Origin of the sequence: Calditerrivibrio sp., from assembly GCA_026415135.1 — a bacterium.
Lineage (GTDB): Bacteria > Chrysiogenota > Deferribacteres > Deferribacterales > Calditerrivibrionaceae > Calditerrivibrio.
On sequence record JAOAHS010000035.1, the window covers coordinates 36,422 to 60,805 of the forward strand.

24 protein-coding genes are annotated in these 24,384 nt (G+C 37.0%); 16 read left to right on the plus strand and 8 right to left on the minus strand.

The window, feature by feature from the left end:
* Positions 1-72 precede the first annotated feature (72 nt).
* On the plus strand, positions 73-1,788 hold the full coding sequence (locus tag N3C60_06635) for a methyl-accepting chemotaxis protein (protein ID MCX8084575.1): 1,716 nt from the start codon (positions 73-75) through the stop codon (positions 1,786-1,788).
* Between the two features lie 22 nt (positions 1,789-1,810).
* Here N3C60_06635 and N3C60_06640 read toward each other — a convergent pair whose 3' ends face one another.
* Positions 1,811-2,143, minus strand: coding sequence for an STAS domain-containing protein (locus N3C60_06640; GenBank protein MCX8084576.1), 333 nt, complete (start codon positions 2,141-2,143; stop codon positions 1,811-1,813).
* 108 nt (positions 2,144-2,251) lie between these two features.
* Here N3C60_06640 and lnt point away from each other — a divergent pair, with 108 nt between their 5' ends.
* Positions 2,252-3,721: an apolipoprotein N-acyltransferase gene (gene lnt / locus N3C60_06645; GenBank protein MCX8084577.1), complete on the plus strand. Its 1,470-nt coding sequence runs from the start codon at positions 2,252-2,254 to the stop codon at positions 3,719-3,721.
* On the opposite strand, the gene N3C60_06650 is transcribed toward lnt, so the two are convergent.
* The 3 genes from N3C60_06650 to N3C60_06660 are packed head-to-tail and all read right to left on the minus strand — an operon-like array spanning position 3,718 to position 5,838.
* Positions 3,718-3,903 carry a hypothetical protein gene (locus N3C60_06650; GenBank protein ID MCX8084578.1) on the minus strand — a complete coding sequence of 62 codons (186 nt, stop codon included), beginning with the start codon at positions 3,901-3,903 and terminating at the stop codon, positions 3,718-3,720. The two genes, lnt and N3C60_06650, sit on opposite strands and share 4 nt — an antisense overlap.
* Before the next feature lie 58 nt (positions 3,904-3,961).
* Positions 3,962-5,269, minus strand: coding sequence for an HD domain-containing protein (locus N3C60_06655; protein ID MCX8084579.1), 1,308 nt, complete (start codon positions 5,267-5,269; stop codon positions 3,962-3,964).
* Positions 5,248-5,838 (minus strand): hypothetical protein, encoded by a 591-nt coding sequence (locus N3C60_06660; protein MCX8084580.1) that lies wholly within the window; start codon positions 5,836-5,838, stop codon positions 5,248-5,250. The genes N3C60_06655 and N3C60_06660 overlap by 22 nt, the downstream gene beginning before the upstream one ends.
* Before the next feature lie 18 nt (positions 5,839-5,856).
* On the opposite strand from N3C60_06660, the gene N3C60_06665 reads away from it, so the two are divergent.
* Genes N3C60_06665 through N3C60_06710 form a run of 10 tightly spaced genes read left to right on the plus strand, consistent with a single transcriptional unit; the run spans position 5,857 to position 13,086 of the window.
* Positions 5,857-6,330: a YfcE family phosphodiesterase gene (locus N3C60_06665; GenBank protein ID MCX8084581.1), complete on the plus strand. Its 474-nt coding sequence runs from the start codon at positions 5,857-5,859 to the stop codon at positions 6,328-6,330.
* Positions 6,331-6,338: 8 nt separating this feature from the next.
* Positions 6,339-7,691 (plus strand): NAD(P)-binding protein, encoded by a 1,353-nt coding sequence (locus N3C60_06670; protein ID MCX8084582.1) that lies wholly within the window; start codon positions 6,339-6,341, stop codon positions 7,689-7,691.
* A gap of 3 nt (positions 7,692-7,694) precedes the next feature.
* Positions 7,695-8,702 carry a uroporphyrinogen decarboxylase gene (gene hemE / locus N3C60_06675; GenBank protein MCX8084583.1) on the plus strand — a complete coding sequence of 336 codons (1,008 nt, stop codon included), beginning with the start codon at positions 7,695-7,697 and terminating at the stop codon, positions 8,700-8,702.
* Positions 8,695-9,657, plus strand: a complete 963-nt coding sequence (gene hemH, locus N3C60_06680) for a ferrochelatase (protein ID MCX8084584.1) — start codon at positions 8,695-8,697, stop codon at positions 9,655-9,657. The genes hemE and hemH overlap by 8 nt, the downstream gene beginning before the upstream one ends.
* Positions 9,657-10,511, plus strand: a complete 855-nt coding sequence (gene ubiA, locus N3C60_06685) for a putative 4-hydroxybenzoate polyprenyltransferase (protein ID MCX8084585.1) — start codon at positions 9,657-9,659, stop codon at positions 10,509-10,511. Before hemH ends, ubiA begins: the two co-directional genes overlap by 1 nt.
* Entirely contained in the window at positions 10,511-11,113 is a 603-nt protein-coding gene (locus N3C60_06690) for a UbiX family flavin prenyltransferase (GenBank protein MCX8084586.1), read from the plus strand. The genes ubiA and N3C60_06690 overlap by 1 nt, the downstream gene beginning before the upstream one ends.
* A complete protein-coding gene (locus tag N3C60_06695) occupies positions 11,097-11,489 on the plus strand; it encodes a hypothetical protein (GenBank protein MCX8084587.1) in 393 nt (130 codons plus the stop codon). The genes N3C60_06690 and N3C60_06695 overlap by 17 nt, the downstream gene beginning before the upstream one ends.
* A gap of 16 nt (positions 11,490-11,505) precedes the next feature.
* Entirely contained in the window at positions 11,506-11,817 is a 312-nt protein-coding gene (locus tag N3C60_06700; protein MCX8084588.1) for a hypothetical protein, read from the plus strand.
* Positions 11,810-12,646 carry an HDOD domain-containing protein gene (locus N3C60_06705; protein MCX8084589.1) on the plus strand — a complete coding sequence of 279 codons (837 nt, stop codon included), beginning with the start codon at positions 11,810-11,812 and terminating at the stop codon, positions 12,644-12,646. The genes N3C60_06700 and N3C60_06705 overlap by 8 nt, the downstream gene beginning before the upstream one ends.
* Entirely contained in the window at positions 12,643-13,086 is a 444-nt protein-coding gene (locus N3C60_06710; protein MCX8084590.1) for a hypothetical protein, read from the plus strand. The genes N3C60_06705 and N3C60_06710 overlap by 4 nt, the downstream gene beginning before the upstream one ends.
* 4 nt (positions 13,087-13,090) lie before the next feature.
* Here the strand turns inward: N3C60_06710 and N3C60_06715 are convergent, their stop codons facing one another.
* Positions 13,091-15,517, minus strand: a complete 2,427-nt coding sequence (locus tag N3C60_06715) for a FapA family protein (protein ID MCX8084591.1) — start codon at positions 15,515-15,517, stop codon at positions 13,091-13,093.
* A 138-nt stretch (positions 15,518-15,655) separates the two neighbouring features.
* Here N3C60_06715 and N3C60_06720 point away from each other — a divergent pair, with 138 nt between their 5' ends.
* From N3C60_06720 to N3C60_06730, 3 genes are read left to right on the plus strand one after another with little or no spacing between them, the layout of a single operon-like run.
* The gene (locus N3C60_06720; GenBank protein ID MCX8084592.1) at positions 15,656-17,989 is read left to right on the plus strand and encodes a hypothetical protein; all 2,334 of its coding nucleotides are present in this window, start codon (positions 15,656-15,658) and stop codon (positions 17,987-17,989) included.
* Positions 17,968-18,966: a phosphatidylserine decarboxylase gene (locus tag N3C60_06725; protein ID MCX8084593.1), complete on the plus strand. Its 999-nt coding sequence runs from the start codon at positions 17,968-17,970 to the stop codon at positions 18,964-18,966. Before N3C60_06720 ends, N3C60_06725 begins: the two co-directional genes overlap by 22 nt.
* 15 nt (positions 18,967-18,981) lie before the next feature.
* A complete protein-coding gene (locus N3C60_06730; GenBank protein MCX8084594.1) occupies positions 18,982-20,043 on the plus strand; it encodes a prolipoprotein diacylglyceryl transferase in 1,062 nt (353 codons plus the stop codon).
* Here N3C60_06730 and N3C60_06735 read toward each other — a convergent pair.
* Positions 20,022-20,684, minus strand: a complete 663-nt coding sequence (locus N3C60_06735) for a CPBP family glutamic-type intramembrane protease (protein ID MCX8084595.1) — start codon at positions 20,682-20,684, stop codon at positions 20,022-20,024. The genes N3C60_06730 and N3C60_06735 overlap by 22 nt on opposite strands.
* Positions 20,685-20,897: 213 nt before the next feature.
* Between N3C60_06735 and N3C60_06740 the strand changes: the two genes are divergently transcribed.
* Positions 20,898-22,442 (plus strand): alkaline phosphatase, encoded by a 1,545-nt coding sequence (locus N3C60_06740; GenBank protein ID MCX8084596.1) that lies wholly within the window; start codon positions 20,898-20,900, stop codon positions 22,440-22,442.
* Positions 22,443-22,472: 30 nt separating this feature from the next.
* Here N3C60_06740 and N3C60_06745 read toward each other — a convergent pair whose 3' ends face one another.
* Together N3C60_06745 and N3C60_06750 are read right to left on the minus strand one after the other, a co-directional pair.
* A complete protein-coding gene (locus N3C60_06745) occupies positions 22,473-22,940 on the minus strand; it encodes a hypothetical protein (GenBank protein MCX8084597.1) in 468 nt (155 codons plus the stop codon).
* Position 22,941: 1 nt separating this feature from the next.
* On the minus strand, positions 22,942-24,297 hold the full coding sequence (locus tag N3C60_06750) for a 4Fe-4S dicluster domain-containing protein (GenBank protein MCX8084598.1): 1,356 nt from the start codon (positions 24,295-24,297) through the stop codon (positions 22,942-22,944).
* Positions 24,298-24,384: the final 87 nt, after the last annotated feature.

A 24,384-nucleotide genomic window follows, 5' to 3' on the forward strand; every position in this document is an offset into this window, starting at 1 on the left:
TTGTTCGATAATGATATTGATTATTTTTTTTTCCTGGCTATAATTATACTTAGTTAGTTTTAGGAGGTTAGAATGAAGCTTAGCACGAAAATTAATGGTATCATCGCTGTTGTTCTCCTTATTTTCTTTAGTATTGTTTTCTTTGTTAGCTCCAAAGTAGCAAAAGATACCGCCATCACCTCAGCAGTCAATAATTCAAGATCTGTTGTAATAGTTGCTGAAGGTGTAAGGGAATTTATGGGTAAAAAACTTGAGGCTGATATATACAATATGGAAGCAGCCAAAAAGGATATAAACAAATTTATGCTGGTTGTCCCCGTTGTCAGCTCTATGAAAATCATGCAGGCCAAAGCAGAAGAGATGGGGATAAAATTTAAAGCTCCAAAAATTCAGCCACGAAATCCCATTAACACACCAGATGAATTGGAAGTAAAGATACTTGAGATGCTTGCCAAAAAAGATACTGGTAGTGGTCCAACGCCCGAGCATTATGAAATAGATGAAAAGTCTGGATATATCAGATATTTCAAAGCAGTAAGGCTAACCAAAGAGTGCGAATGGTGTCATGGAGATCCTGCCACATCCAAGCAATTGTGGGGCAATGATCAAGGGCTTGATCCCACCGGCGTTAAAATGGAAAACTGGAGGGCAGGGGAGATCCATGGAGCTTTTGAAATCTTCACCCCCCTTAAACCGATCATGGCTACTATCAACAAAAACCTCATCAGGGATTTTATATTTTTAATTATCATCATCATACTAATTACTCTTTTTATCTACTATTTCAATCAAAGATTTATCATAAAACCGCTACAAGATGTCTCAATGGCCCTTAATCGTGTGGCAAATGGAGATTTCACAGTATCTCTCGAGGTGAAGTCAAACGACGAAATCGGCATGTTAGCAAAAGATCTAAACAAAATGGTTAACGATATAAAATCATCTTTAGATATCGTTGCCAACTCCATCGATCAACTCGCCTCCACATCTGCTGAGCTCTCATCAAATGCAGAGATGATTGCTGCAGGAGCCTTAGAACAAGCAGAGCAAGCATCTACTACAGCATCAGCTGTTGAAGAAGTGAATGCCACAGTTGTAGAAGTGGCTCAAAATGCTGCAAATGTTGCAAACAGTGCCAACATAGCAAAAGAGCAGGTTATAAAAGGGCACGCAATAGTTTCAGAAACCAAAAAGATGATGGAAAAGATCGCAGAAACTGTATCCCATTCTGCCAATACAGTCAGAACGCTTGGTGAATCAAGTGAACAGATCGGTCAGATCATTCAAGTCATCGATGATATAGCAGATCAAACCAACCTTCTTGCCCTTAACGCAGCTATAGAGGCTGCCAGAGCAGGAGAACATGGTAGGGGCTTTGCAGTCGTGGCGGATGAAGTAAGAAAGCTTGCAGAAAAAACTGTGAAAGCTACTAAAGAGATCGCTGAAATGATCGAAAACATACAGGCAGATACTGGCGGAGCTGTAGCAAGCATGCAAGAGGGTGTAGAACATGTGGAAGAAGGTAAACAGAAGGCAGAAGAAGCAACTGCAGCCCTTGATGAAATCAAAGCAAGCGTAGAAAGTGTGAGTTATGAGGTTTCCCAGATAGCAAGAGCTACAGATGAACAGTCCAAAGCAACAGAATTGATGGCTCAAAGTGTGGAAAACATCTCAAAAGTAGCTTCAGAAAACTCCATTGCTTCAAAGGAATCTGCTCAGGCTGTTGAACAGCTATCCAGACTTGCCTCAGACCTACAGGCGATGATAAACAGGTTTAAACTAAGATAAGAGGGCCAAAAGCCCTCTTTTTTTATTTGAGGGCATCATTTTTTGATTTATAAATCTTAAGCACTTTGTCCAGATTCGTTATCTGCAGTATTTCAACAACCCTTTGGGTTGGAGCAATCAATCTAACATCCCCACCATTTTTTCTACAGGTACTTATCTTACCCACAAGAGCTCCCAAACCACTGGAATCGATAAAATTCGTCTGGGATAGATCTATAAGCAATAAATAATAACCTTTATCCACGAGTTCTGTCATCTTATCTTTGAAGGGCATTGAGTTACTGGCATCAAGACGGTTTGGTATCTTTATCAGCGCTGCTTTAGATTCTTCAATTATTTCACAAATAACATCCATATAACACCCCTATTCATTTATGTAAATCATACTTTATATTAAATATTAAAAGGGAAAAATCAATAAAAATATTGAAATATCATGCGCAATCTGTTAACTAAAATCAGTATGAATATATTTACCATCACAAAATCGAAAACGATATTTATCTTACCTCTTGTATCAGCCCTTCTGCTTACACTTAGCGCTCCAGGGCATGATCAGTCCTACTTCCTCTTCATAGCCTTTGTCCCCATTATGATCTCTATCCTTTTACTACCTAATAGATGGCTCCTACTAACTATACTCTTTACTTATACCTATTCATTGTATAACTTTTTCTGGGTCACAGAGACTGTTAACTATTTCGGAGATGTAGATCTCTGGATAAGAGCTGTACTATGGTTTTTAATGGCGACATATATATCCCTTTATTACATCCTCTTTTTTTATATTTTCAAAAAAGTAGAATCCCCCCTAAAAAATAGTTTAGTTTTTGCTGTGTTAGAATTGGTAAGGGGTAAACTATTTACAGGGTTCCCCTGGATGAATGTGGGGCTACACGCATTAGGATACAAACCATTAGCTCTTAATGCTTTTTTGTTGGGGGAGATAGGTGTTAGTTTTTTGGTGATACTCATAAATATTTACATTACATACACTATTTTTAAAGGGAAAAGATATCTATTTGCTCTTATTATCATCATATCACTTTCACACCTAACATACCTCTTACCAAAACCTATAAAGAAATCAGCCACTTTAGATTTTTCCATCGTTCAGCCATCTTACAACTATCTAAAAAAATGGGATCCGGAGCAAAGGGAGAATGTTACTATTGAAGTACTGTCACTCTTGGATCAGGCTATTAAAACTAAATCGGATATAGTAGTATCACCTGAATCCTCTTTTCCATTCTTTGTCCAAAATGATCCACATATCTGGAGCTATCTCCTCACCCAATCCAAATCTAAACCGATCCTTTTGGGCAATATAAGATACTCCGTAATAGATGGAAAAACTGATCTGTACAATAGCAACTTTTTTTTCAATGACGAAACCGTAGCTTTATACGATAAAATACATCTTGTCCCATTCGGTGAATACTTCCCCCTAAAGATTATTACAGCACCAATTCAACGCTATTTTTTTGGAGATAACTTCGATTTTAAAAATGGTGAAAAGATAGTTTTCTTTGACCTAAAAGGCACAAAAATAGGTAACCTAATATGCTATGAAGATGCGTTTTATGAGCTGATGCTAAAAAACATAAAAAATGGTGCCGAAATAATGGTAGTAACCACAAATGACAGTTGGTTTGGTAATTCCCTGGGGCGTTACCAACACTTTGCTATCAGCCTAATGAGAAGTATTGAAAGTGGTAGAAGTATAATAAGAAGCTCCCAGTCTGGGATTTCAGCCTGCATTCAACCTTATGGGGAGACAACCGCCCAAAAAGGTCTCAATGAAAAAGGGGTCTTAGAATGCAAAGGTATTACAAACAGTGCAATGACACCCTTTTCCATAATAAGCTACTGGTGGCTTTTGCCGGTAGGAATAGTAGCTTTTGTCAGAAAGAGTAAAACTTCAAACAGTTAAGATCCCTCCGATTCCCCTTTTTTCTTATGCTCTTTATAAGGGATCGGCTCAGGCTTGCAAAGTTTCTTTTCCTTGTTGGCCACTCTTCCACACGACTTACAATAGTACTTTGGATCTTCTATCGCATCCAAAAACTTTTCCAGATCATCCTTTGGGGAGATTTTACACATCGTTTTTGCCATTTTATTCCTCCTAACTAAAATAGGAATTTAAAAAAAAGAGTTCAAGTACTTATCCCAATCAAATACAATATCCTTTCACAAACTTAATGGCTTCCTCATAGCTAACCAACAGACCAGCTACCAGACGAAACTGGGTCTCTTTGAGTACCACCCCCAGCTTCTTCCCTTTAGGAAAACCCATTTCAATAAGTATCTCCCCATTGATTATGCTCTTTCTGGAAAAATCAAGTCTCGACGATAACAGCTTGATTCTTTCGATGGTTGAATAAAACGATTCATCATCCCTTTTTTTAGATCTGGCATCGGCAATAGAAAGTAAGATTATCTTATCCAGATACTCATAGTTTTCATAAGCAAACCTTAACAGTGTTATATCTTTTGTGTTGTTGCTACTGAATTTCCTTATATCTCCATGCCTTTTTACCAGTATTGACACATCCCTGATGATTTTATTGGAAAAAGAGAGCTTCTTGAGTTCCTTTTCAACGATATATGCACTTATCTCTTCATGACCTAAAAACTTACCCGGTGTAAGCCTGTATCTTTCATCCCCTTTTCCTGTATCATGCAAAAGGGCAGCAAGAATCATTACAAGACGATCTTCTACACTTAGATGAAAGGGTAAGATGCGAATTAGCTCTTTTGCAACTGATACGGAGTGGGTAAACACATCCTCAATATGATATTTACCACCATAAAGGGAGATAAGTGACAATGTGGACTCAAACAAAATAGGGATTAAAGCATCATCCACCATCTGCTCAAATGCCATACCCACATAATCCCCAGTAAAAAGATATACCAACTCCCTGTTGATTCTTTCTGAGGGTACTGTTTTTAAAAGCTCCTTCTGCTCAATGAGCTTTTTTCTTGTCATTTCATCCACATGAAACCCAAATTCCGAAACAAACCTGTAACATCTTAATATCCTCAAAGGATCATCCAAAAACACCCGATCGTAAACCATTTTTATTTTACCATTTCGAAGATCCTCAGAATCACCAATTAAACCCTGTTCAAAATGATAAGCAAGGTTATTGATGGTAAAATCCCTATAGGATAGATCTTCATGGATACTTTTACCCCTTAGTTTTGATACATCGATGGTATGCCCTTTTGCAGAGATTCTCACATTATCCTTGAAATGAATGACAGTCCCTTTAATATACCTATTCAGTAAACGGGAAAACTCAAGGTAATCCATTTTTTCAGTTACCACATCAATATCCTTTATAGGTCTATTTAATAGCATATCCCTTACAAAACCACCTACGAAATAAAAATCTATCTTTGTATCGTTGTAAAACGTCAAAAAAAGGTCCTTAAAAGGGAAATCAGGTAGTATCAGTAGTCCCTGGGGCGGCATATAATCTCCCTTATCCTAATAAACTGCAAAAAGTTATTTTGATAAGCGGCTCTTAAAACTATCGCTGTATCCAGGCCAGATACAGTTCCACCTATAGATACAATATCTCTGGTGATATCCTTGATAAGGCCACCGTTTGCAGCCATAACTGCTACCTCAATAGCAGTCTTAAAGCCATTACCAAGTATCTTCAAAGTCTCACCTACTATCTCTGGCATGTAAAGACCTTCCCATTTCAAGCGAAAGGAACGGGATATCGACGAAAAAAGATGAGTCCCAGTATGTACCTTAATTCCCAGATTTAGCAGTTTTTCATAAGTAGCTTCACCCATAAACTGCTCATTCAAATCATTAAAACCGGTGTGATACCTTACAGCAACGAGTTCCCCGTTATAGCCCATCTGATCAGCCATCTCCTTTAGCATCAATGCACTTCTGCCTGTTTCTGTAGGCACAACTATGGTATTGATACCACTGTTTAATGCTTTTTTTAATGCAAATTGTATCGTTAATTCTGTATTGACAACACCTGCTCTATCAAAGTAATATATGGTTGACTCTTTATACATAAAAACCTCCGGTGATGTATGCAGGTACTTATTATATCAGATACCCATGTTGATTCAATACAAAAATTGCCCCCAGTTTTAATATCCCTCTTCCCATCATGCGATGCAGTTATACATGCGGGGGATATTGTGGGATTAAACACCTATGAAGAGATGAAAAAACTCAACCCCAAGCTCTATGCAGTAGCTGGCAACATGGACGCATCCTACGGAGTACTTGAGCACACTTTAAGAATCGATCTTGGACAGATGAGGATAGGTATAACCCATGGTCATATCTATACAAATCTCTACAATGGTCTCATGTACGACTTTAATGACTGTAATATGGTTATCTTTGGACATACCCACTCACCCTACTTTAGAAAAGAGAACAATCTTTGGCTTCTAAATCCCGGTAGCACATTTAAAAATAGGTGGAAAACTAAAAATTCTTATGCTATATTAAAAATTTACAACAACGACTTTAGAGTAACGTTTTATGATATATAGAGGTGCTCATGTTTAAAGTAGCTATCGTAGGAGCTGGCAGTGCTGGGATTTTTACAGCATATAAGCTCGCAAATCTTAACGGAATAAGTGTAGATCTTTACGAAAAAGGTAGGGATATCACCACCAGAAATAGACAAGAGGTAATGTCAGGTTTTGGTGGTGCAGGTGCCTTTTCTGATGGTAAATTAACCCTTACCACAGAATTCGGTGGATGGTTAACAGATTTTCTGGATGAAAATAATCTTGAAGAATTGATAAAAGAAGCCGATGATATCTGGAAAGATGTATCAAACGTTCAGCAAATAGATAGCTCACAAAATTATGAAAAGATCAAAGACCTCGAGTATCTTTGTTCAAGACACAACCTCAGGCTATATGCAGCAAAGATAAGACATTTGGGTACTGACAACTGCTTATTAGCCGTAAAAAACCTCCAAACCTTTCTAATCAATTCAAAAAATATACATGTACACTTCGAATGTGCTGTAAAAGATGTAATAATAGAGAATGGGGAAATCAAAGGGCTGATATTGGAGGACGGGACTAAAAAATATTACGATATCGTTGTTCTTGCTGTTGGAAGAAGTGGCAATAGTTGGATGCAGGAGATAGTAAACAGGTATCATATAGAATCTTTTATAAACCCCGTTGATATTGGAGTCAGAGTAGAAGTCCCCCGTTCCATCACCGACCATTTCACCGACTATCTATATGAGTTTAAAATAAAATACTATACCTCTGAATTTGAGGATGAAGTAAGGACCTTTTGCGTGAACCCTGGGGGTTTTATCACCATAGAGAAAAATGAAAACAATCTTCTCACTGTCAACGGTCATTCCTACAAAAACAGAAAAAGTAGCAATACCAACTTTGCCCTTTTGGTATCCACAAAGTTCACAGAACCCTTCAAAGAACCGATAAAATATGGACAGTACATCGCATATTTGGCAAATATGCTAAGTGGTGGTAGCGTTATAGTTCAAAGGTTTGGTGATCTGATCAGAGGTAGAAGGTCTACCGAAAGTAGGATCAGAAAAAATTTTGTTCAACCCACACTGAAAGAAGCCATGCCGGGAGATCTATCTTTTGTTTTACCATACAGGTATCTTTCAAATTTGAAAGAAACCATTATTCAGCTTGATAAGGTAATGCCGGGGATGGCAGATCCCAATACGCTTCTATACGGTGTTGAAGCAAAGTTTTATTCCCTTAGAATAAATGTGGATAACAATATGCGATCTGTAAACATCAAAAACCTTTACTGTATCGGTGATGGCGCCGGCATAACTAGGGGTATAATTCAAGCATCGGTATCAGGGATTATCGCTGCAAATGATATAAAAAATATCTTAAGGGGCTAAAGTATGAACACTCTTTTACTAGATGTTTTAGAAGGGAAAAAAGTGAAAAGGCCACCCGTCTGGCTCATGCGTCAAGCTGGTAGGTATATGCCTGAATACATGGAGGTACGGAGAAAGGTTACCTTTCTTGAGCTGTGCAAAACACCAGAATTAGCAGCAGAAGTGACCCACCAGCCAATAGATATCCTCGGTGTGGATGCAGCAATCCTATTTTCAGATATTTTGATACCCATCGAACCTATGGGTGTAAACCTTGATTTTAATCCGGCACCAATTATATCAAACCCTGTAAGAAGTGAACAGGATGCAAATAGACTACGATTGTTAGATCCATACAGTGATGTCCCCTTCGTGATAGAAACAGTAAAGCTTTTAGTGAAATCTCTAAAAGTTCCCCTTATTGGGTTTTCTGGAGCCCCTTTTACCTTGGCCTGTTATATGGTAGAAGGGGGAGGAAGTAAAAATTTCATAGAAATTAAAAAGATGATGCATACAAATACAAAAGCTTATGAAACATTGATGGAGAAATTGACCATAAGCACAACAAAATATCTACAGGCACAAATCGATAATGGCTGCCCTGTTGTTCAGATATTTGATACCTGGGCAGGTATACTCTCCCCAATGGAGTACCAGACAAAAGTTCTTCCATATGTTAAATCGCTTATAGAAAATCTCAAAAATGCCCATATAATCTATTTCGCAAAGGATAGTGCAACCTTTTATAAATATATTTCAGACTTAAACTGTACAGGTATTGGTGTTGACTGGAAAATAGACCTTGATGATGCGGATATATCTCTCGGTAGAGGTAGGTTTGTTTTACAAGGTAATCTTGATCCCGTGATCCTTTTCTCTGACAAAGATACCATATCAAGACACGTTAAGGCAATCATAGAAAAAGGTAAAACCCTAAAAGGGCATATATTCAACCTTGGGCATGGTATTTTGCCTAATTCTCCCGTGGAAAATGTCAAATTCCTTGTGGATCTGGTGAAAAACAGTGTCTAATAAATCAGATCTTCTTTACGTGATGTATATGGGTGGCCCAGACTGTTTGGAAGCGATAGAACCCTTTTTATACAATCTTTTTAACGACAGAAATATAATAGATTTCGGGATCGGTGAGTTACCCCAAAGACTCTTAGCTAAATTTATTGCAAAAAAACGTAGCAAAAAGGTGGCTAAGGAGTATGAAAAAATGGGGGGGGCGTCACCCCAGCTACCAATAATGAATAGTTTATTGAAAAAGGTTAGCATGTTTTATCATGAAAGGTATGGGAGGCATCTTGAAACTGCTGTGGGGATGTGCTATTATCATCCTTATATAAAGGATACAATAAAATACCTCCAGACAGGTGATTTTGACAATATCTACGTAATGACCATGTATCCCCAATACTCATATACCACAGCTGGAGCTTGTTTCTCAAGATTTTTCAATGCGATAAATATCTTACCACCTAAAAAAAGTTTCAAGGTTATCCCCCATTGGCATCTGAATCGATCCTATAACTCCATTTTAATAAGAAATATATTAGAATCCATAAAAGAGCTCAATATAACAACAGATCAGGCACATATCTTATTCTCCGCCCACTCACTCCCCTACTACACCATTGACAAAGGGGACCTCTACGTAAAACATATTACAGAACAGATCCATTTTATCATCGACCAGATAAAGCCCAGATCCTTCTCCTTGTCATATCAGAGCAAAACTGGTAAGATAAGATGGTTAGAGCCTTCTACTGAAGATGAGATAAATAGACTTATCAAAGAACGTTACAACAATATCGTAATCTGCCCCATCTCATTTGTTTCTGATCACATAGAAACACTCATAGAAGTAGATGACCAGTATCTGAGTAAACTTAAGGCAAACGGAATAAAAGCAAACAGGAGCAAAAGCCTCAATGATGATGATGACTTTGCAAAAGCACTAATCGATATTCTGGTGGAGTAATGCAAAAGTTAAAAGATTTTTTGAAGATGATCAAGTTTGAACATTCATTATTTGCTCTACCCTTTGCCTTTACCGGTGCCATTATAGCAGCAAATGGACTACCGAGTTTCAAGCAGATCTTCTGGATTGCAGTAGCCATGATTGGTGCAAGAAGTGGAGCAATGGGGTTAAACCGGGTTATAGATGCCGAGATAGATAAGTTAAACCCAAGAACAGCCCAAAGGGAGATCCCAACAGGCAAAATAAAAAAAGGTGAAGCTATAGTCTATATTATCATTTCATTTATCTTGTACGAAATAGCAACCTACCAATTGAATATGTTAAGTTTTATCCTATCACCTATCCCCATATTGATCTTTTTTATCTATTCTTATACTAAAAGGTTTACTGCCCTATGTCATATCATACTTGGTATAGCACTTGGGCTTGCACCAGTTGGTGCCTATGTGGCTATTCTTGGTAGAGTAGATATTTCCATACTCCTATTGGGGTTGGGGGTTATGTTTTGGGTAGCAGGCTTTGATATAATCTATGCCATACAGGATATAGACTTTGATAGGGAAAAGGGGTTATTTTCCATACCAAGGTTTCTTGGTATCAACGGATCGTTGTGGGTTTCAAGGGTATTTCATATCATAGCCTTTTCACTGTTTATCTCTGTAAAGTACTTTAGTAACTTGGGTTATTTTTACCTTGTTGGGGTACTGGGCTCAGGATTGTTTATGATTTATGAGCACTATATTCTAAAAAAGAGCAATCTACAAAAGCTTTCTATAGCTTTTTTCAATATAAATGCCTACATTAGTCTCGTAATATTTATCTTTACTTCAATAGATATTTTTGTGGGGAATTGATGAAAGTTTTTGTGGGAATTACCGGTGCTAGTGGTGCCCAATATGGGATAAAACTGTTACAGGAACTAAATAGACTTAATAACATCGAGTTACACCTATCTATAACCCCTGACGGTATAACAAATATAAACCTTGAGAGCAGCTTGAAACTTAATTATGGTAAAGATATAATAAACGCATTAGCCCTTAATAAAAACAAAACATTTTATCACGACTATCGTGATTTTTCTGCCCCAATATCCAGCGGCTCCTTTAAAATTGAAAAATATATCGTATGCCCAGCATCTATGGGCTTCGTTGGTCGAGTTGCATCAGGTATAAGTTCAAACCTTATAGAACGTGCCTCTGATGTAGCCTTAAAAGAGTATAGGGAACTTGTAATAGTTTTTAGAGAAGCACCCCTAAACCAGATACACTTAGAAAACCTGCTCAAACTAAGTAGGGCAGGAGCTAAGATTGTCCCCGCTGCTCCAGGCTTTTATCACAAACCAAAAACATTGGAGGATATAATTTCATTTGTAGTTGGAAAAATCTTTGATATAATATCAATAGAGCACAATCTTTATGAAAAGTGGGGTACCTTTTATGAAAATGATTTGTAAAAAATGTAATGCAGATATCGAAACAGATAAAAAGATCTTTAGTTGCAACGTCTGTGGTGAATCCTACGACCTTAATCTTAAAACAGAGGAATATGAGATAAAGCTTTTAAATGGCTTAAAGGTCTCCTCTTTGACCTACGAAGAGATCAAAGAAGGTATCGCAAGGGGCAAGTATCTTTCTGTGGACTATATAACTTTTCAGGGAGCACCTTGGATGAGGTTGAAAGACTCCGATTTTAGTACATTTCTTCCATCTCTACTTACTGACTCTAAAAAAACTGTTGCTAAAACCAAAAATTGGTTTTATCTATTTATCCTATCCTTAGCTGCAAATATTGTAATGTTAGTCTTGATATATATAATTACAAAAAAATAGACCTATGGAGGCTTATATGTTTGATAAAGAAAAAAGTATGGACTGGCTTAGAACAAAGATCGAAAAAGGGAAAGAGGAACTTATTAAGTTTTCTAAAATCAGCAAACTGAAATTGGAGATCTCCACCCTTAGAAAAAGAAAAGATGAACGATACAAATCTATGGGGAAAAGGGCATTTAAAATGGTAGAAGATGGTCTTTTGGATGATCCCCAGATAGTAGCTGACTATGATGATATAATCAGGATAAACCAAAAGATTGAAGATCTAGAGCTGGAGATAAAGGATATAAAAGAGAACAAAACCAGCGATAGAACCGATAATGAATGATACTGATAAAATAAAAACGATTCTATCAGACATCACTGAATTGCCTCCTATGCCCCAGGTGGCAGCTCAGGTTTTACAGATAATTGAAAAACCTGACTTTAGTTTCGCTGATCTTGTAGCTGTCATCTCAAAGGATATGAGCATCACCGCAGCTATTTTAAAATTAGCAAACTCACCTTTGTTTGGATTAAAGGTGACAATTCAGAATCTCACCCAAGCCATATCCCTATTGGGTATCAACAATCTCAAAAACCTTGTAATTGCGCTATCCACAAAAGGTCTTTTTGAAGCATCAAAAATAACCTTTTTCGAACAAAAACTCTGGGAACATTCCGTTGCCACAGCCATCTATGCCCGGCTCTTCTCTATTAAATACCACAGAAGCATTGCAGAAGAGGCCTTTATAATAGGGCTTTTACATGACATAGGGCAGGTTGTCTTATCCATGTATGTGCAAAAGTATTCCCTCGTTAAAGAGTTATCCTACGCCCAGGAAGTAGATATTTCCCAATTAGAAAAAGAATATTTAGGTGTGGATCACTCAATGGTGGGAAGCTATCTTTTGAAAGAATGGGGGTTACCAGAGTTATATATAGACGTTGTAAGAAATCACCACAGTGTTAGTACCTCCTACTACCAGGATATGGCAAAGGTCATCTACATAGCCAATAACATGGTAAAGCGATATGGGTTTTCCATCACAGCTGGTTACGATAAAGGTTTTGACGAGTGGTATAGCTCCTTGGGCTATCCAGAAGAGGAGATCACAGAACTTGAGATGTTCTTTCATGAAATAATACAATCTGAAAAGGAAATGTTAAAACTATGAAAACCTATTTATATCTATTAGTTATTTTATCAGTTGTTTTTGGTTGTTCGGTATCTTTTAATTACAAAACCGATAAAACTTTAAAAGAAAGGTACACCTATACTCAAAAAGCCTCCGATCTAAACTTTTATTACAACATTAAACATACAGACAGAGAAAAAATCATAGATCTAAATATCAAAAATATCTCAAATATGTTTATAATCGGGCTTTCATTCGATATCACAGACGAAATGGGTAAGTTTCAAAAATATGTATATGTGGGTAACTTAAAAAACTTGAACTCTAAAAATATTGAAATAGTAGTGGACAAAAACATCAATAGATTAAAACTATCTTATAGATATGAGCTAACACCGGAAGATGCCTTTTTAAATCCAGATGTTACAAAAGACCGCATATACGAAAAGAGCGAAACTACAATTTTGATCATAAAATAACCTACTAAATAGTGCTACCCATTACCAATTGATCATCTTCGTTTTTGGTGATCACTACCCTTGTTTCGTATTCATCCTTTGTGACCATGAGGGCATTGCCAATCCTTATCTTTACATCGCTAAACAGATTTCTGCGGATAATGATTATCTCCTTTTGATCGCTCACTAGAAACTCCATATCTGATTGTAAAGATTGGAGTTTTTCTTGCAAGATTGCATTCAAACTTTCCAGTTTTTTGAGTTTTTCCACATTAGTCTTATATTCCGTATCAAGAATTGCGTTTTCAAGGGAACCATAGCTGGTTATGATCTTTTTAATCTGCAATTTTATCTGACCAATGGATTTGGATATAGTATCTAACTTCTCTAAGGTATCCTGAATCTGTAATTTGATACTATTTTTATTGAGTTGATTTATAAAAAGTGACGTTCTTGTGTAGTTTTTAGCACCTGCAATATTGATATCTATCATTCTAGTAGCCTCAATGGTACTACCCTGAACCGAACCCACCCCTTTGTAGGAGATAAAATTTTTACAGTTTATTTTGCAATTTCTGGTGTAGTTTGTGATCTCAACAGTATCCCCTGCAATTATCTCAGCATCCTGAACAAAATCAGCTTTGACATTTTTCATAGCTTTTATCTTTGTTTGATTTTTACCAAAAACACCTGAGCTGATAATCACAGACCCCCTCTCCGACTCTATAAAGGCCCCTTCAACAACCCCCTTTATCTTAATATCTCCCCCCGCAAAGACTTTAAAATCAGGTAAAACATCCCCCTTTATCACCACATCACCTTTGTAGTTTATATTTCCAGTAGCAAAATTTACATCCCCATCGATGACTATCATCTCAATTACGTTTACTTTGCCATTGTCATAGTTTACTATGCCATCGGTTGTGGAAAGCAGCTTAAGACCATCCGAGGAGACATATACATTTTTACCACCCGGTAGTTTTATATCATTACCTGGGGTAGCCTTAATAATGTTTCCATATACATCGAAGCCATCTATACCCTTAGTTGCTGGTACTTTCAATACGAGGGGATCCCCCTTGTCCACCTGTTGAATAACACTTATATTCCTAAAATCGATATTACCCTCTTCATCCTCTTTAGGTTTATACCTATTTTCCTGTTCAAAGAAAAATACCAGATAAGCATCCTCACCCCTCGTGGGTTCAGATCCTTTTGCTACAAGTGCTATGGCACCTTCAGCCTCAGTGGAGACTTTGGATATATTATCTATCAAATGCCCATGACGAATATTGTTCTTCTTGAGGTAAAAAAGTACTTCTCTTGGATCAAATCTCTGGGACGTTAGTTTCTTTATGTAACATTCCATATTATCATCCGAGACACTGATATCAAAAGCTGAAAAGATCTTGTTGTCGATCTTTTTGAAAACTTCACCTATCTCGACCGGTTCACCTGTGGATGAATGTATGGCTGATTGTATCTTCTCTAAATCGTAGTTATAAATATTTTCATTTAGTAATCTCTCCTCCAAATCCTTTATATCAATATGGGCAGTAGGATTTGTCTGAATATACATTCTGTTGTTTTGGATGAAAAATCGGTAGGTACTTATATCGTACTTTTTATCTTTTATCTTTTCTATAATCTTCTTAAGATCTATAAACAGCTCATTAACTGTCTCATATCTCTGGGCAGGGTTTTTTGACAATGCCTTGTTTATGATTTTTGCTAAATCAACTTCTACATCGGAATAATAAGCTGGATCTATATAATCAGAGTTTTTTATCTTTAAAATAGTTTCATCATTTAATGTATCACCAAAAGGGTGCTCCCTACAAAAGATAAAGTACAAGATACAACCCAGTTGATAGATATCACCTGCAACCGAAGGCTCATAGCTGGAAAAATATTCAGGAGGCACATAGGGTGGAGGAGAGCTATAGATCCCAAGCTCACTTATAAATGAGTTTTTAGCGATAAAACGCTTAAGATCAAAATTATCTACTTTAACAATATCATCAGCATAATATATTGAGTCCACAAAAAGATTTTGATGCAATACCTTAAATGAATGGGCAAAGTCCAAAGCCTCAACAATAGCAGTAGCAATCTTGAGCTTTTTATTCAAGCTCATATCAAACAATATCTCTTTATTTAAAAAACTATTTTTTATATCGAAATACTCTAATATTTCATAAAGTCTATTTGCTTCATCCACATGGTAATCTATTACATTCAAGATATTCTTATGGGTTAATTTGGAGGCATTGGTGATATGCCTTATGAACCTATTTTGGATGTTTACAGCTTCTGTTTGTCTAAAGATATCCACAATCCTAATAAGTATATTACGACGGAATTGTGTATCGATTCCCTTGTAAACTTCCCCAGATGGCAGGGAACATAAATGCTCCCTGATATCATATCTTTTCAAAAAATAGTTATCCATAATTATTTAAATATCATAACAACAACATTATTTCAATAGATTATAAGTGCGTCAGGGGTTTAAACATTTTAACTTTTTTTTACATATAAATAGACTTTTCTTTACATTTTCCTGATATTGCTTTCCTTGAGGTGATATATGGGAATTATAGATTTTAACAATAGCCGCAAAGAAAGGTTTTTGGCACCCTGCATATTTTTAAGCGGTGATGTAACCGCAGGGATCGAAAGTGAATATCAAACAGCTGTAGAAGGGGATAAAGAGATTGTTGATCTACCAGTATATTTAAGGAGATCCTCCTACTATTCAAATCTCATAAAAAGAACAAAAAATGGTGAATACCAACCCTACAAACTAAAAGAGATAGAGGATTACCTAAACGATAACAAAAAAAAGATATGGGAAAACAGTTTTGTCATAATACCCAAAAAACATCTTAATAACTATGTCTTATCACTCATCGATTACGATATGTTAAGTGATAAAACAGATCCCTCTCTCGGATATAGAAAGGACAAACATCTCTTCGAAACAGTCAACAGAAATGGAGAAAAATGTTTCAGATTCCCCGTAAGTTATATGCTAAGAATTGCATTAGCAGATTTCATAGGTGAGGTGAAAACCCAAAGCAGTATTGCCGAAAGAGTTGGTAAAAAGTTGTTAGATCATTTTTCAAACGATAATACCTCTCCTGAAGTAACCTCCTTTTATATCTGCGAAAATATAAAAGAGAACATCGGCGCCCATTTAGCCAAAGAGAATGTGAAAAGGTACCTTTTTACACAACTACTAACTGAGTACAGCAATAAAAAGTTCGGACTAATGGACAGCGGTCAAAGGGTCTACGTATACCACTCCCCCTTAACTCCCACAAGACAACAGAAACTTAATAGTCTGATACCCGACAGTCTCTACAGAGAACTTTTTATAAGCCCATGCCTTGCTGGCTGGAACAGAGGTGAAGAAAAAAAGAAATACATGGAACTTTGTCACCTTGCCCTATCTAGAAGTCACCTAAACACCCTTGAAAAATTGAAGGATGCTGGTTTAATAAAAAACAATCTCATCGTTTTACCAAATACCTCCAACACATCTCTTACCAACAACGGCATCCACATCAGTATTGGGAGCAAATTTCTCACGGATAAGATAAAAAAAGATAAATCACTGTTCAATCTGTCAGCAGAGAAATATTATTCCGATCTCGTGGTCAAGATTGTGGAACATTTTATCCCCCTTTTAACAGTAACTTACTCCGCATCAGTCTACAGAATCCCATTTCATAAAATACATCCGGAGACCATATTAGGCTTTTTACCCCATGAGCTTGACTTCACCCATCTAAGGATGATTTACCGCAGATGGATAAAAAAAGTTCATAACAAGCGTTTTGGACATCGATTTATGCCAAAAGGTCCCCTCTGGTGGGATATGATCCTTGAAAAAGGGCTAATGCTTAAAGGGGACTATTTACCTGATTTTAGGGTGTTGGATTATTTTGTATCCATTCTTAGCACAGAGACCGCTTCTGGGCTCGATGGAAAACTCAACAACCAACAATTATTAAAAAAAGAACTCCATGAGATGGGCATATTCGATGAAAGGCTTTCCTTTTATGCTCTTTATAGGGGAAGATACGTAGAAAATAATGGTTATAGTGGGTTTGAAGGGAGATTTTATAGCTGTTTTTACAACCTTTTCGATGATACCAAACACTGTACCAACCTGCAAACCCTTTTTACAGCCCTTGCCTATAAATATATCATGTCTGGCAAACTTACCCATCAAGATATTCCGGACACCCCTCACATCGAAAGTGAACGAAGACAGATCTTTTTTGCAACAGCTATTGGGCTACCTACCGTATACATAAAAAGCGATACAAAAAACAGCTTTATGCTTTATATCCTCTCCCACTGCGAAAAGATTAGAAACAGCAGAAGATACCCCGGTTATCTTCGGTTAGAGATAAAAGATTACATGTCAGCTCTATTAAAAATAATAAACAAAGATGCCATCGATATAGCTGAAAATCTCTCAATAATAGATAGCCTCAATGATCTTAAGATCAGAATAAAAAATGAAAAAGAAACAAATGCATATAAAATTTCAAGAAGTATTACAGCACAACATAATAAAAAATCCCCATTAGATATAAACAGTGATATTTTCAACAGCGAAATAGAGGAGTTTTATCGCAATCAGCTCCGCTTAAAGCACATAGAGGAAGGGTTTGAGATATTAAAGAATGACATCCTTAAAAAAATTAAAGAAGGTCTTATCACCAATTATCATACAAAAGATCTCTATCTTTTTGATGAACTTGATAATCTTCTACAAAGAGCTAAAAATAGATTCAACAACGGAATACTAACCCTTGAAGATATTACAAAACTACTTTCAATAATGCTCATCGATATCAGTGTCGAAATGGGTTATGGAGGTAAAAATTGCGCAGACATTGCTTTATAGATAGAAGATCTGGCAAAATGATAGAAGAAAAGCCTTTAGGTGACAAACTCATACATTTTTTATACTCTTCTGTTCGAGAAAAAGCACCCTTTATCTTTAACTTAGCCATAAGTAAACATACAACGAAACTCCTAAAATACATAAAGTACAATAAAAGCCTAACCAACAATGAGTTTTTAGAATATTGCAATAGCCTAAATATAGATACTAGTGAATTATACGAGGTAGAAAAGATCAAAACCATCGAAGACCTTTTCATGAGAAAGATCAGATACTGGGAAACAAGACCTATGGATGAAGACATTAACATAATCGTTTCCCCTGCAGACTCTAAAATGGTGGTTGGTTCCCTCTACGATGATCCTTTACTATTGCTAAAAAACAAGTTCTTCACCATAGAAGAACTACTCTACAAAATAGAATGGATAAAAACCTTCGCTGATGCAGACTATGCCATCTTTAGACTTACCCCAGATGAATATCATTATAATCATCTACCGGTATCAGGAGTTGTTCTTGATCACTACGAACTTGACGGAGTGTACCACTCATGTAACCCAGAAGCAACAGTTGCCGTTTATACCCCACTATCCAAAAATAGAAGAGTCGTCACAATCATCGACACAGATGTCCCAAACGGTAGTGGTGTAGGTATTGTAGCATTCATCGAAGTGGTCGCCATGATGATAGGTCAGATATGTCAAGCCTATTCAGAAGTCAAATACGATGATCCTAAACCTTTAACTACAGGGCAATTTGTCAAAAAGGGCCAACCCAAATCGGTCTACAAACCGGGTAGCAGCACAGATCTTGTCCTTTTTGAAAAGGGGAGGGTAACTTTCGATGAGGATATCCTCTTACAAACAAGAAGAAGCGATGTGGATAGCAGATACTCTATGGGTTTTAAACAGCCTTTAGTTGAGGTTAGAGTTAGAGTTAGAGAAAGGATCGCTACCAATACTAAAAGCAAACATTAATAAGGAGTTTTTATTATGGAAAAACTTTTTTTAGCTGTGTTAGCTTTATTTTTAACAATATTATCCTATATCGGAATAAAATATTTTCCCCATGAGAGATTTCAATTCCTATTTGCATTCCCCTACAAGAAACTTTCAAACGGCAGTTGGCTATCGTTAAATATCACCTTTTATGGCCTTTTTAATGCTATAGCTTATACGACCGGTTCCCTCTTGGGGGTAATCCTCATGCTCTCTGTTGGTCTTAAACCGATACAGATACTCGTTACCCTTTTTCTGATATTTGTCATCTGTATCCCTGCATCAAAACTAATTGCCAAAAGTATAGAGAAATCAAAATCTGGATTCACCGTAGGTGGTGCTGTTTTCGTAGGTGTTTTGATAAGCCCCGTCGCAGTTTTTGTAGCTAGCCTGTATGGTGATTGGAACTGGGCTCAAATGCTACTTCCTACAATCTCCTCCATGGCGATAGCTTACGCAGTCGGTGAAGGTATAGGTAGACTCGGCTGTTTGAGCTTTGGATGCTGTTATGGCAAGGCTGTAGATGATATCAACCATCCTTTGCTTAGATCTTTTTTTGAAAGATTTTATACAATCTACACAGGTCGATATAAGAAAGCCTCCTACTCATCAAATCTTTGTAACAAAAAAACAGTACCTGTTCAAGCTGCGGCCAACATTATCTATTCCATTGTAGCTTTTTTATCCATAATTGCCTACATCTATGGCTTTTTTGTTTTATCCACACTTTTAGTAACCTATACCACCCAGCTTTATAGATTCTTTTCTGAGTTTTTAAGAGCTGACTATAGGGGTGAAGGGAGAATATCCACCTATCAGAAGATGGCTTTACTGAACATGTTGATTATTTCTTTTTATGTTTTTTTAGTTAATGCAGACAACCCCAAACCGGATATAAACAATGCCTTAGACCAACTATCCAATGGATGGTTTATACTGAGCTTGATCATTATTTTCTGTACAACCCTTGTTTATACTGGCGTGAGTACAGCTACCTACAGCATAATAAACTTTAGGCTTTCCAGCAAAGCGATTCAGCCAGCAAAGCCAGAATAGAAATAGTTACCAAAACCGATCGTATAAAGGATCAACCCGTATAAAAGATGCTCTAAATAGACTAAAGGTAGTGATCTTGTTCTTACATAAGTAAAAGAGAATATGTACCCACCCAAAAGGGAAAGTAGCACTGAAAAAGGATTAAGATATATTACATGTCCAAAAGCAAAGGCAAAGGCACTCAGATGTATTAGCCCCTTTTCCTCTTTTACGAGCGGTGCATATCTGTGAAATATAAGTGCCCTGTATATAATCTCCTGGGGGTATACCGCAAGAAAGGTATATATAAGTATAATGTTCACCCATAGGAAGATATCTTTTCTTATGAAAAAAAATAGGTATTTGGGGGTAAAATGGGCAATAAAGTAATAAAGCAAACCAGCAAATAGCACAACCTGTATTAAGATCCTAGCATACTCGAGGGTAAGAGGTGGAAGTCTATAAAATATCTTTTTGTCGAAGTGTTCATCATTGTATAATAGATAAAAAGCAATCATTCCACCCAACAATATGAAAGGTAGCGGTGTAACCTTTACTAAAAGAGCCATACCAACGGGTGCACATAAAAATATCAGAAAATACTCCAGCCACAAGTACCCCAGATTTTGTAAAGACAACACCTTTTCATTCAGCTTTTTCATAATGATATAATTAGCTATTTTTTGTCATATTGCAAGTTTTTGAAACTTTTTTTACAAACACTTAACAAACAAAATGTTACAATATATTCATATTCCTAACTAAAACTTAAATACATCATATTTTCCTATTTTAGATTTTTTTATATTTTTTTTAACATTTAAAAGAACTACCCTTAACAAATTACTGATATAAGATAATAAAGGAGGTGTTCCATGAAAAGACGGGAATTTCTAAAAGCATCAGGCTTTGCAATCGCAGCTTTAGCAACAAGCAAAGAGCTCTTTGCCAAAAAGATGGAACCATCAAGAGGACAAGGCATTATCTTTATGGTAGGGGACGGTATGCCACTTGGTGTCATGAAGGGTATGCAAACTATCTTCTCCAAAGAGCTTAGCTACAATTCAAAGATCTATGAATTGCTAAAAGATCCTAAAGCTGTATTAGCCCTTCAAAACACAAGCTCCCTTTCCAGCGTTGTAACCGATTCTGCACCTGCATCTGTTGCGTGGAGCACAGGATCTAAAACCCTTAATAGAGTCTTATCCACTTTGCCAGATGGTAGGAATCTCAAAACGATTTTGGAGCTGGCAAAGGAAAACGGCTTGTCCTGTGGGGTAGTAACCACCACAAGATTGACACACGCAACACCAGCCGCCTGGTATTCCCATAATCAGAACAGGGATAATGAGGATGATATAGCCATCGATCTTTTAAAACTACAGCTTGATGTTGCACTCGGAGGTGGTGATAGACATTTTTCACCTGAGGGAAGAAAGGATAAAAAGGACCTTTATGCAGAGTTCATGGCAAAAGGTTATGATGTAGTAAAAAACAGGGAAAGCCTAAAAGAGAAGCTTTACAGCAATAGACCATTACTTGGTGTTTTCAGTTCATCCCATATCAGTTACTATGTGGACAGGGTTAATGATAAAAATATTGCTTCAACCCAACCAGATTTGCCAGAAATGACCATTGCCGCATTAAATAGATTATCAAAAAACCCAAAAGGGTTCATCCTTCAAATCGAAGCAGGCAGAATCGATCACGCTTCCCATGCCAACGATGCCTGGAGTGCGATGATGGACTGTTATGAATTTGATAAAACTGTCGAAGTAGTACTTGATTTTATCAAAAAGAACCCCAGAACACTGCTCATAATAACCTCTGATCACGGTAACTCTGGATGGGGTATCAATGGCACCGGCCCAGAGTACAATGACTCCACCGAAGGATTATTTTTTTATAAACAAAACAAGGCCTCCTTTGAGTACATGATAAAACTGATGAAGAAACAGGACCAAAAATCAATAAAGGAGATCTTTGAACAGTATACCTCCACCAAAATCTCCCCAGAAGAAGCTGATGCCATCTTCAAAGGTCTTAATGAAAAAAAAGAATACACAATAAACGATATTTGGTATGAACCAGAAGCAACTATGGGTAGAATATTAGCCCACAGCAAATATCAGTCCTCAGGGGAAAAATTATCAAAACCAGCTATTTCTAGAAGGGGGAATGTAAACTGGACATCCACCAACCATACCGCAGAAGACCAGATCGTTATCGCCTATGGGCATAAAGCCCATGAACTGGGAATTAAAAGTTATATTGACAACACCGATCTTTATTTTGCCATGTCAAAATTTTTAGGTCTCAAATACAAAAACCCAGTCATGACCGAAGAGGAAGCAAGGTCTTACCTAAAATCTATTTCCATGAAAGAGTGGATGGAGCATCTTAAACTGCATATCTCCTGATCAAGAAGCTCCCCGTTATTTGGGGAGCTTTTATTTTTTTATACCTTTTATGATCTGTTCCATCACCTTCACAGCATCGTTATTTTTAACTGCTACCCAATAGTTGGTATCTTTTAAGAGAAAATAGTAGTTATCCATATCCATGCCTGATACATAATAGGCATCTATATCAGCTATCTTAACTTTTTTTAAGCCCATAAATACCTTACTGTGGGGCATTTTACGATGCATCTCTTCAAATAGTCTCTTAGCTTCGTATTCGTTTTTTGATTTTGAACCCCACATAATTATCAACTTATCTTTAAAGCTGTACTCTGCCACAAAACCGTCCACGAGCGGAAACCTTGTCCCATGCAACCTGTGTATCTCTTCTATGGCCTCATTACCCTTTACTAGCCTTGTCAAATTTATATTCAGTAGTTTTTTAGGTGGCTCGTAGCTCCATAGCATGTTGATGAAGGAAACACACATTACTAAGACTAATATAAAAACTCTCATATCACTGCACCCCCATTGTTCCGCCTTTTTTTACAGCAGTTATATATATCGCGGGTTTGTCTGTTATTGGGCATTTATATTGACATATACCACAGCCTATACACAAGTCCGGTTTTATTTTCGGTAGATGCACCTTCTTTTTGAGGCCATCGATGGTGGTAATTTCGCCCACTTCAAAAACAATCGCTTTAGGAGCCGTAGGGCAATGTTCTTCACATACCATACAATTTATCCCAAAAGCGTAAGGTAGACAACGATCTTTATCGAAATAAGCAGTACCTATAACAAATCTTTTTTTATCTGCCAAGGGAAGATTTTTGATAGCACCCGTAGGGCAGATCTGCCCACATAAGTTACAATTGTAAAGACAATAGCCATAGTTAGGATCACCAACTGGCGTCCAAAGCCCTTCCAACCCTGCTTGTAGAAATGCAGGTTGTAAAAAGTTTTCTGGGCATACTTTCATACAACCACCACATCTTATACAAGTTGATAAAAATTCCGATTCGACAAGTGCTCCGGGAGGTCTTATAAGGTGTTCATTTCTCATTGGGTCTTTCCTACCTGATTTAATTAGTAAAACTGCTATAAAACCGGACATTAAAGCGTGGATGGAGCTCCTTTTTTCAAGATCGATTTTAGAATAGGGTAGACTTTTTTCATATTTTAAAACCCCAGTAGGGCACTGCCTGAGGCAATCAAATAGGAGCATACATTCCGAACTTTTTATCTCGCCCATCGAAGGTTTCTGGCCTGCATAGCAAGCCCTATCGCAGCGCTGACAGCCACTACACCCATTATATCTCCTGATCTTAAACATAGAAAACTTTGCAATAAAGCCATACAATGCCCCCAAAGGGCAAAGTGCCACACACCAGAATCTTTTATAATATAAGTTCATCCCAAGGATGAACAAAAAAAATAACCCAACAAACATCGATTGATGATAATAAAACCTTTCTCTCCCCATCACATTATAGAAGAGAAAATTCTTAAATACCTCAGGAAATATATTCACATCATAAATCTGGGAAACAATCGGCAAAATAAAGATACTCAAACCTTTTACCAATATAGACAGTGGATCAAGGTAGCCTGAAAAGTTTATACCAAAAAGAGATAATGTTACCAATAGGATAAAAAGATAGTACTTAAGTTTGTGAAGATCATACCTGTAAGTATCCACCTTTTTTGAAAACATACTAACTATGTGATTTAACGTCCCCATTGGACAGACCCAACCACAAAAAAACCTCCCCATCACCCCAGTAAACAACAAAAAAGGGATAGACCACAAGAAGATAGTCTCAAGCCTGTATGTGGACAGAAGTGTTGTAAGAGCAACTAACGGATCCACCGCAAAAATATATTTTATCCCCCCTTTCAAAACCAAGCTTTCACTATAAATACCGCTATCAATGATCGCTGATAAAAAAATATAAAT

What these genes read in the sequence shown, in the direction of transcription:
- N3C60_06635 (MCX8084575.1), top strand. Translation starts at nt 73, where the DNA reads ATGAAGCTTAGCACGAAAATTAATGGTATCATCGCTGTTGTTCTCCTT.
- N3C60_06640 (MCX8084576.1), bottom strand. Translation starts at nt 2,143, where the DNA reads ATGGATGTTATTTGTGAAATAATTGAAGAATCTAAAGCAGCGCTGATA.
- lnt (MCX8084577.1), top strand. Translation starts at nt 2,252, where the DNA reads ATGAATATATTTACCATCACAAAATCGAAAACGATATTTATCTTACCT.
- N3C60_06650 (MCX8084578.1), bottom strand. Translation starts at nt 3,903, where the DNA reads ATGGCAAAAACGATGTGTAAAATCTCCCCAAAGGATGATCTGGAAAAG.
- N3C60_06655 (MCX8084579.1), bottom strand. Translation starts at nt 5,269, where the DNA reads ATGCCGCCCCAGGGACTACTGATACTACCTGATTTCCCTTTTAAGGAC.
- N3C60_06660 (MCX8084580.1), bottom strand. Translation starts at nt 5,838, where the DNA reads ATGTATAAAGAGTCAACCATATATTACTTTGATAGAGCAGGTGTTGTC.
- N3C60_06665 (MCX8084581.1), top strand. Translation starts at nt 5,857, where the DNA reads ATGCAGGTACTTATTATATCAGATACCCATGTTGATTCAATACAAAAA.
- N3C60_06670 (MCX8084582.1), top strand. Translation starts at nt 6,339, where the DNA reads ATGTTTAAAGTAGCTATCGTAGGAGCTGGCAGTGCTGGGATTTTTACA.
- hemE (MCX8084583.1), top strand. Translation starts at nt 7,695, where the DNA reads ATGAACACTCTTTTACTAGATGTTTTAGAAGGGAAAAAAGTGAAAAGG.
- ubiA (MCX8084585.1), top strand. Translation starts at nt 9,657, where the DNA reads ATGCAAAAGTTAAAAGATTTTTTGAAGATGATCAAGTTTGAACATTCA.
- N3C60_06690 (MCX8084586.1), top strand. Translation starts at nt 10,511, where the DNA reads ATGAAAGTTTTTGTGGGAATTACCGGTGCTAGTGGTGCCCAATATGGG.
- N3C60_06695 (MCX8084587.1), top strand. Translation starts at nt 11,097, where the DNA reads ATGAAAATGATTTGTAAAAAATGTAATGCAGATATCGAAACAGATAAA.
- N3C60_06700 (MCX8084588.1), top strand. Translation starts at nt 11,506, where the DNA reads ATGTTTGATAAAGAAAAAAGTATGGACTGGCTTAGAACAAAGATCGAA.
- N3C60_06705 (MCX8084589.1), top strand. Translation starts at nt 11,810, where the DNA reads ATGAATGATACTGATAAAATAAAAACGATTCTATCAGACATCACTGAA.
- N3C60_06710 (MCX8084590.1), top strand. Translation starts at nt 12,643, where the DNA reads ATGAAAACCTATTTATATCTATTAGTTATTTTATCAGTTGTTTTTGGT.
- N3C60_06715 (MCX8084591.1), bottom strand. Translation starts at nt 15,517, where the DNA reads ATGGATAACTATTTTTTGAAAAGATATGATATCAGGGAGCATTTATGT.
- N3C60_06720 (MCX8084592.1), top strand. Translation starts at nt 15,656, where the DNA reads ATGGGAATTATAGATTTTAACAATAGCCGCAAAGAAAGGTTTTTGGCA.
- N3C60_06730 (MCX8084594.1), top strand. Translation starts at nt 18,982, where the DNA reads ATGGAAAAACTTTTTTTAGCTGTGTTAGCTTTATTTTTAACAATATTA.
- N3C60_06735 (MCX8084595.1), bottom strand. Translation starts at nt 20,684, where the DNA reads ATGAAAAAGCTGAATGAAAAGGTGTTGTCTTTACAAAATCTGGGGTAC.
- N3C60_06740 (MCX8084596.1), top strand. Translation starts at nt 20,898, where the DNA reads ATGAAAAGACGGGAATTTCTAAAAGCATCAGGCTTTGCAATCGCAGCT.
- N3C60_06745 (MCX8084597.1), bottom strand. Translation starts at nt 22,940, where the DNA reads ATGAGAGTTTTTATATTAGTCTTAGTAATGTGTGTTTCCTTCATCAAC.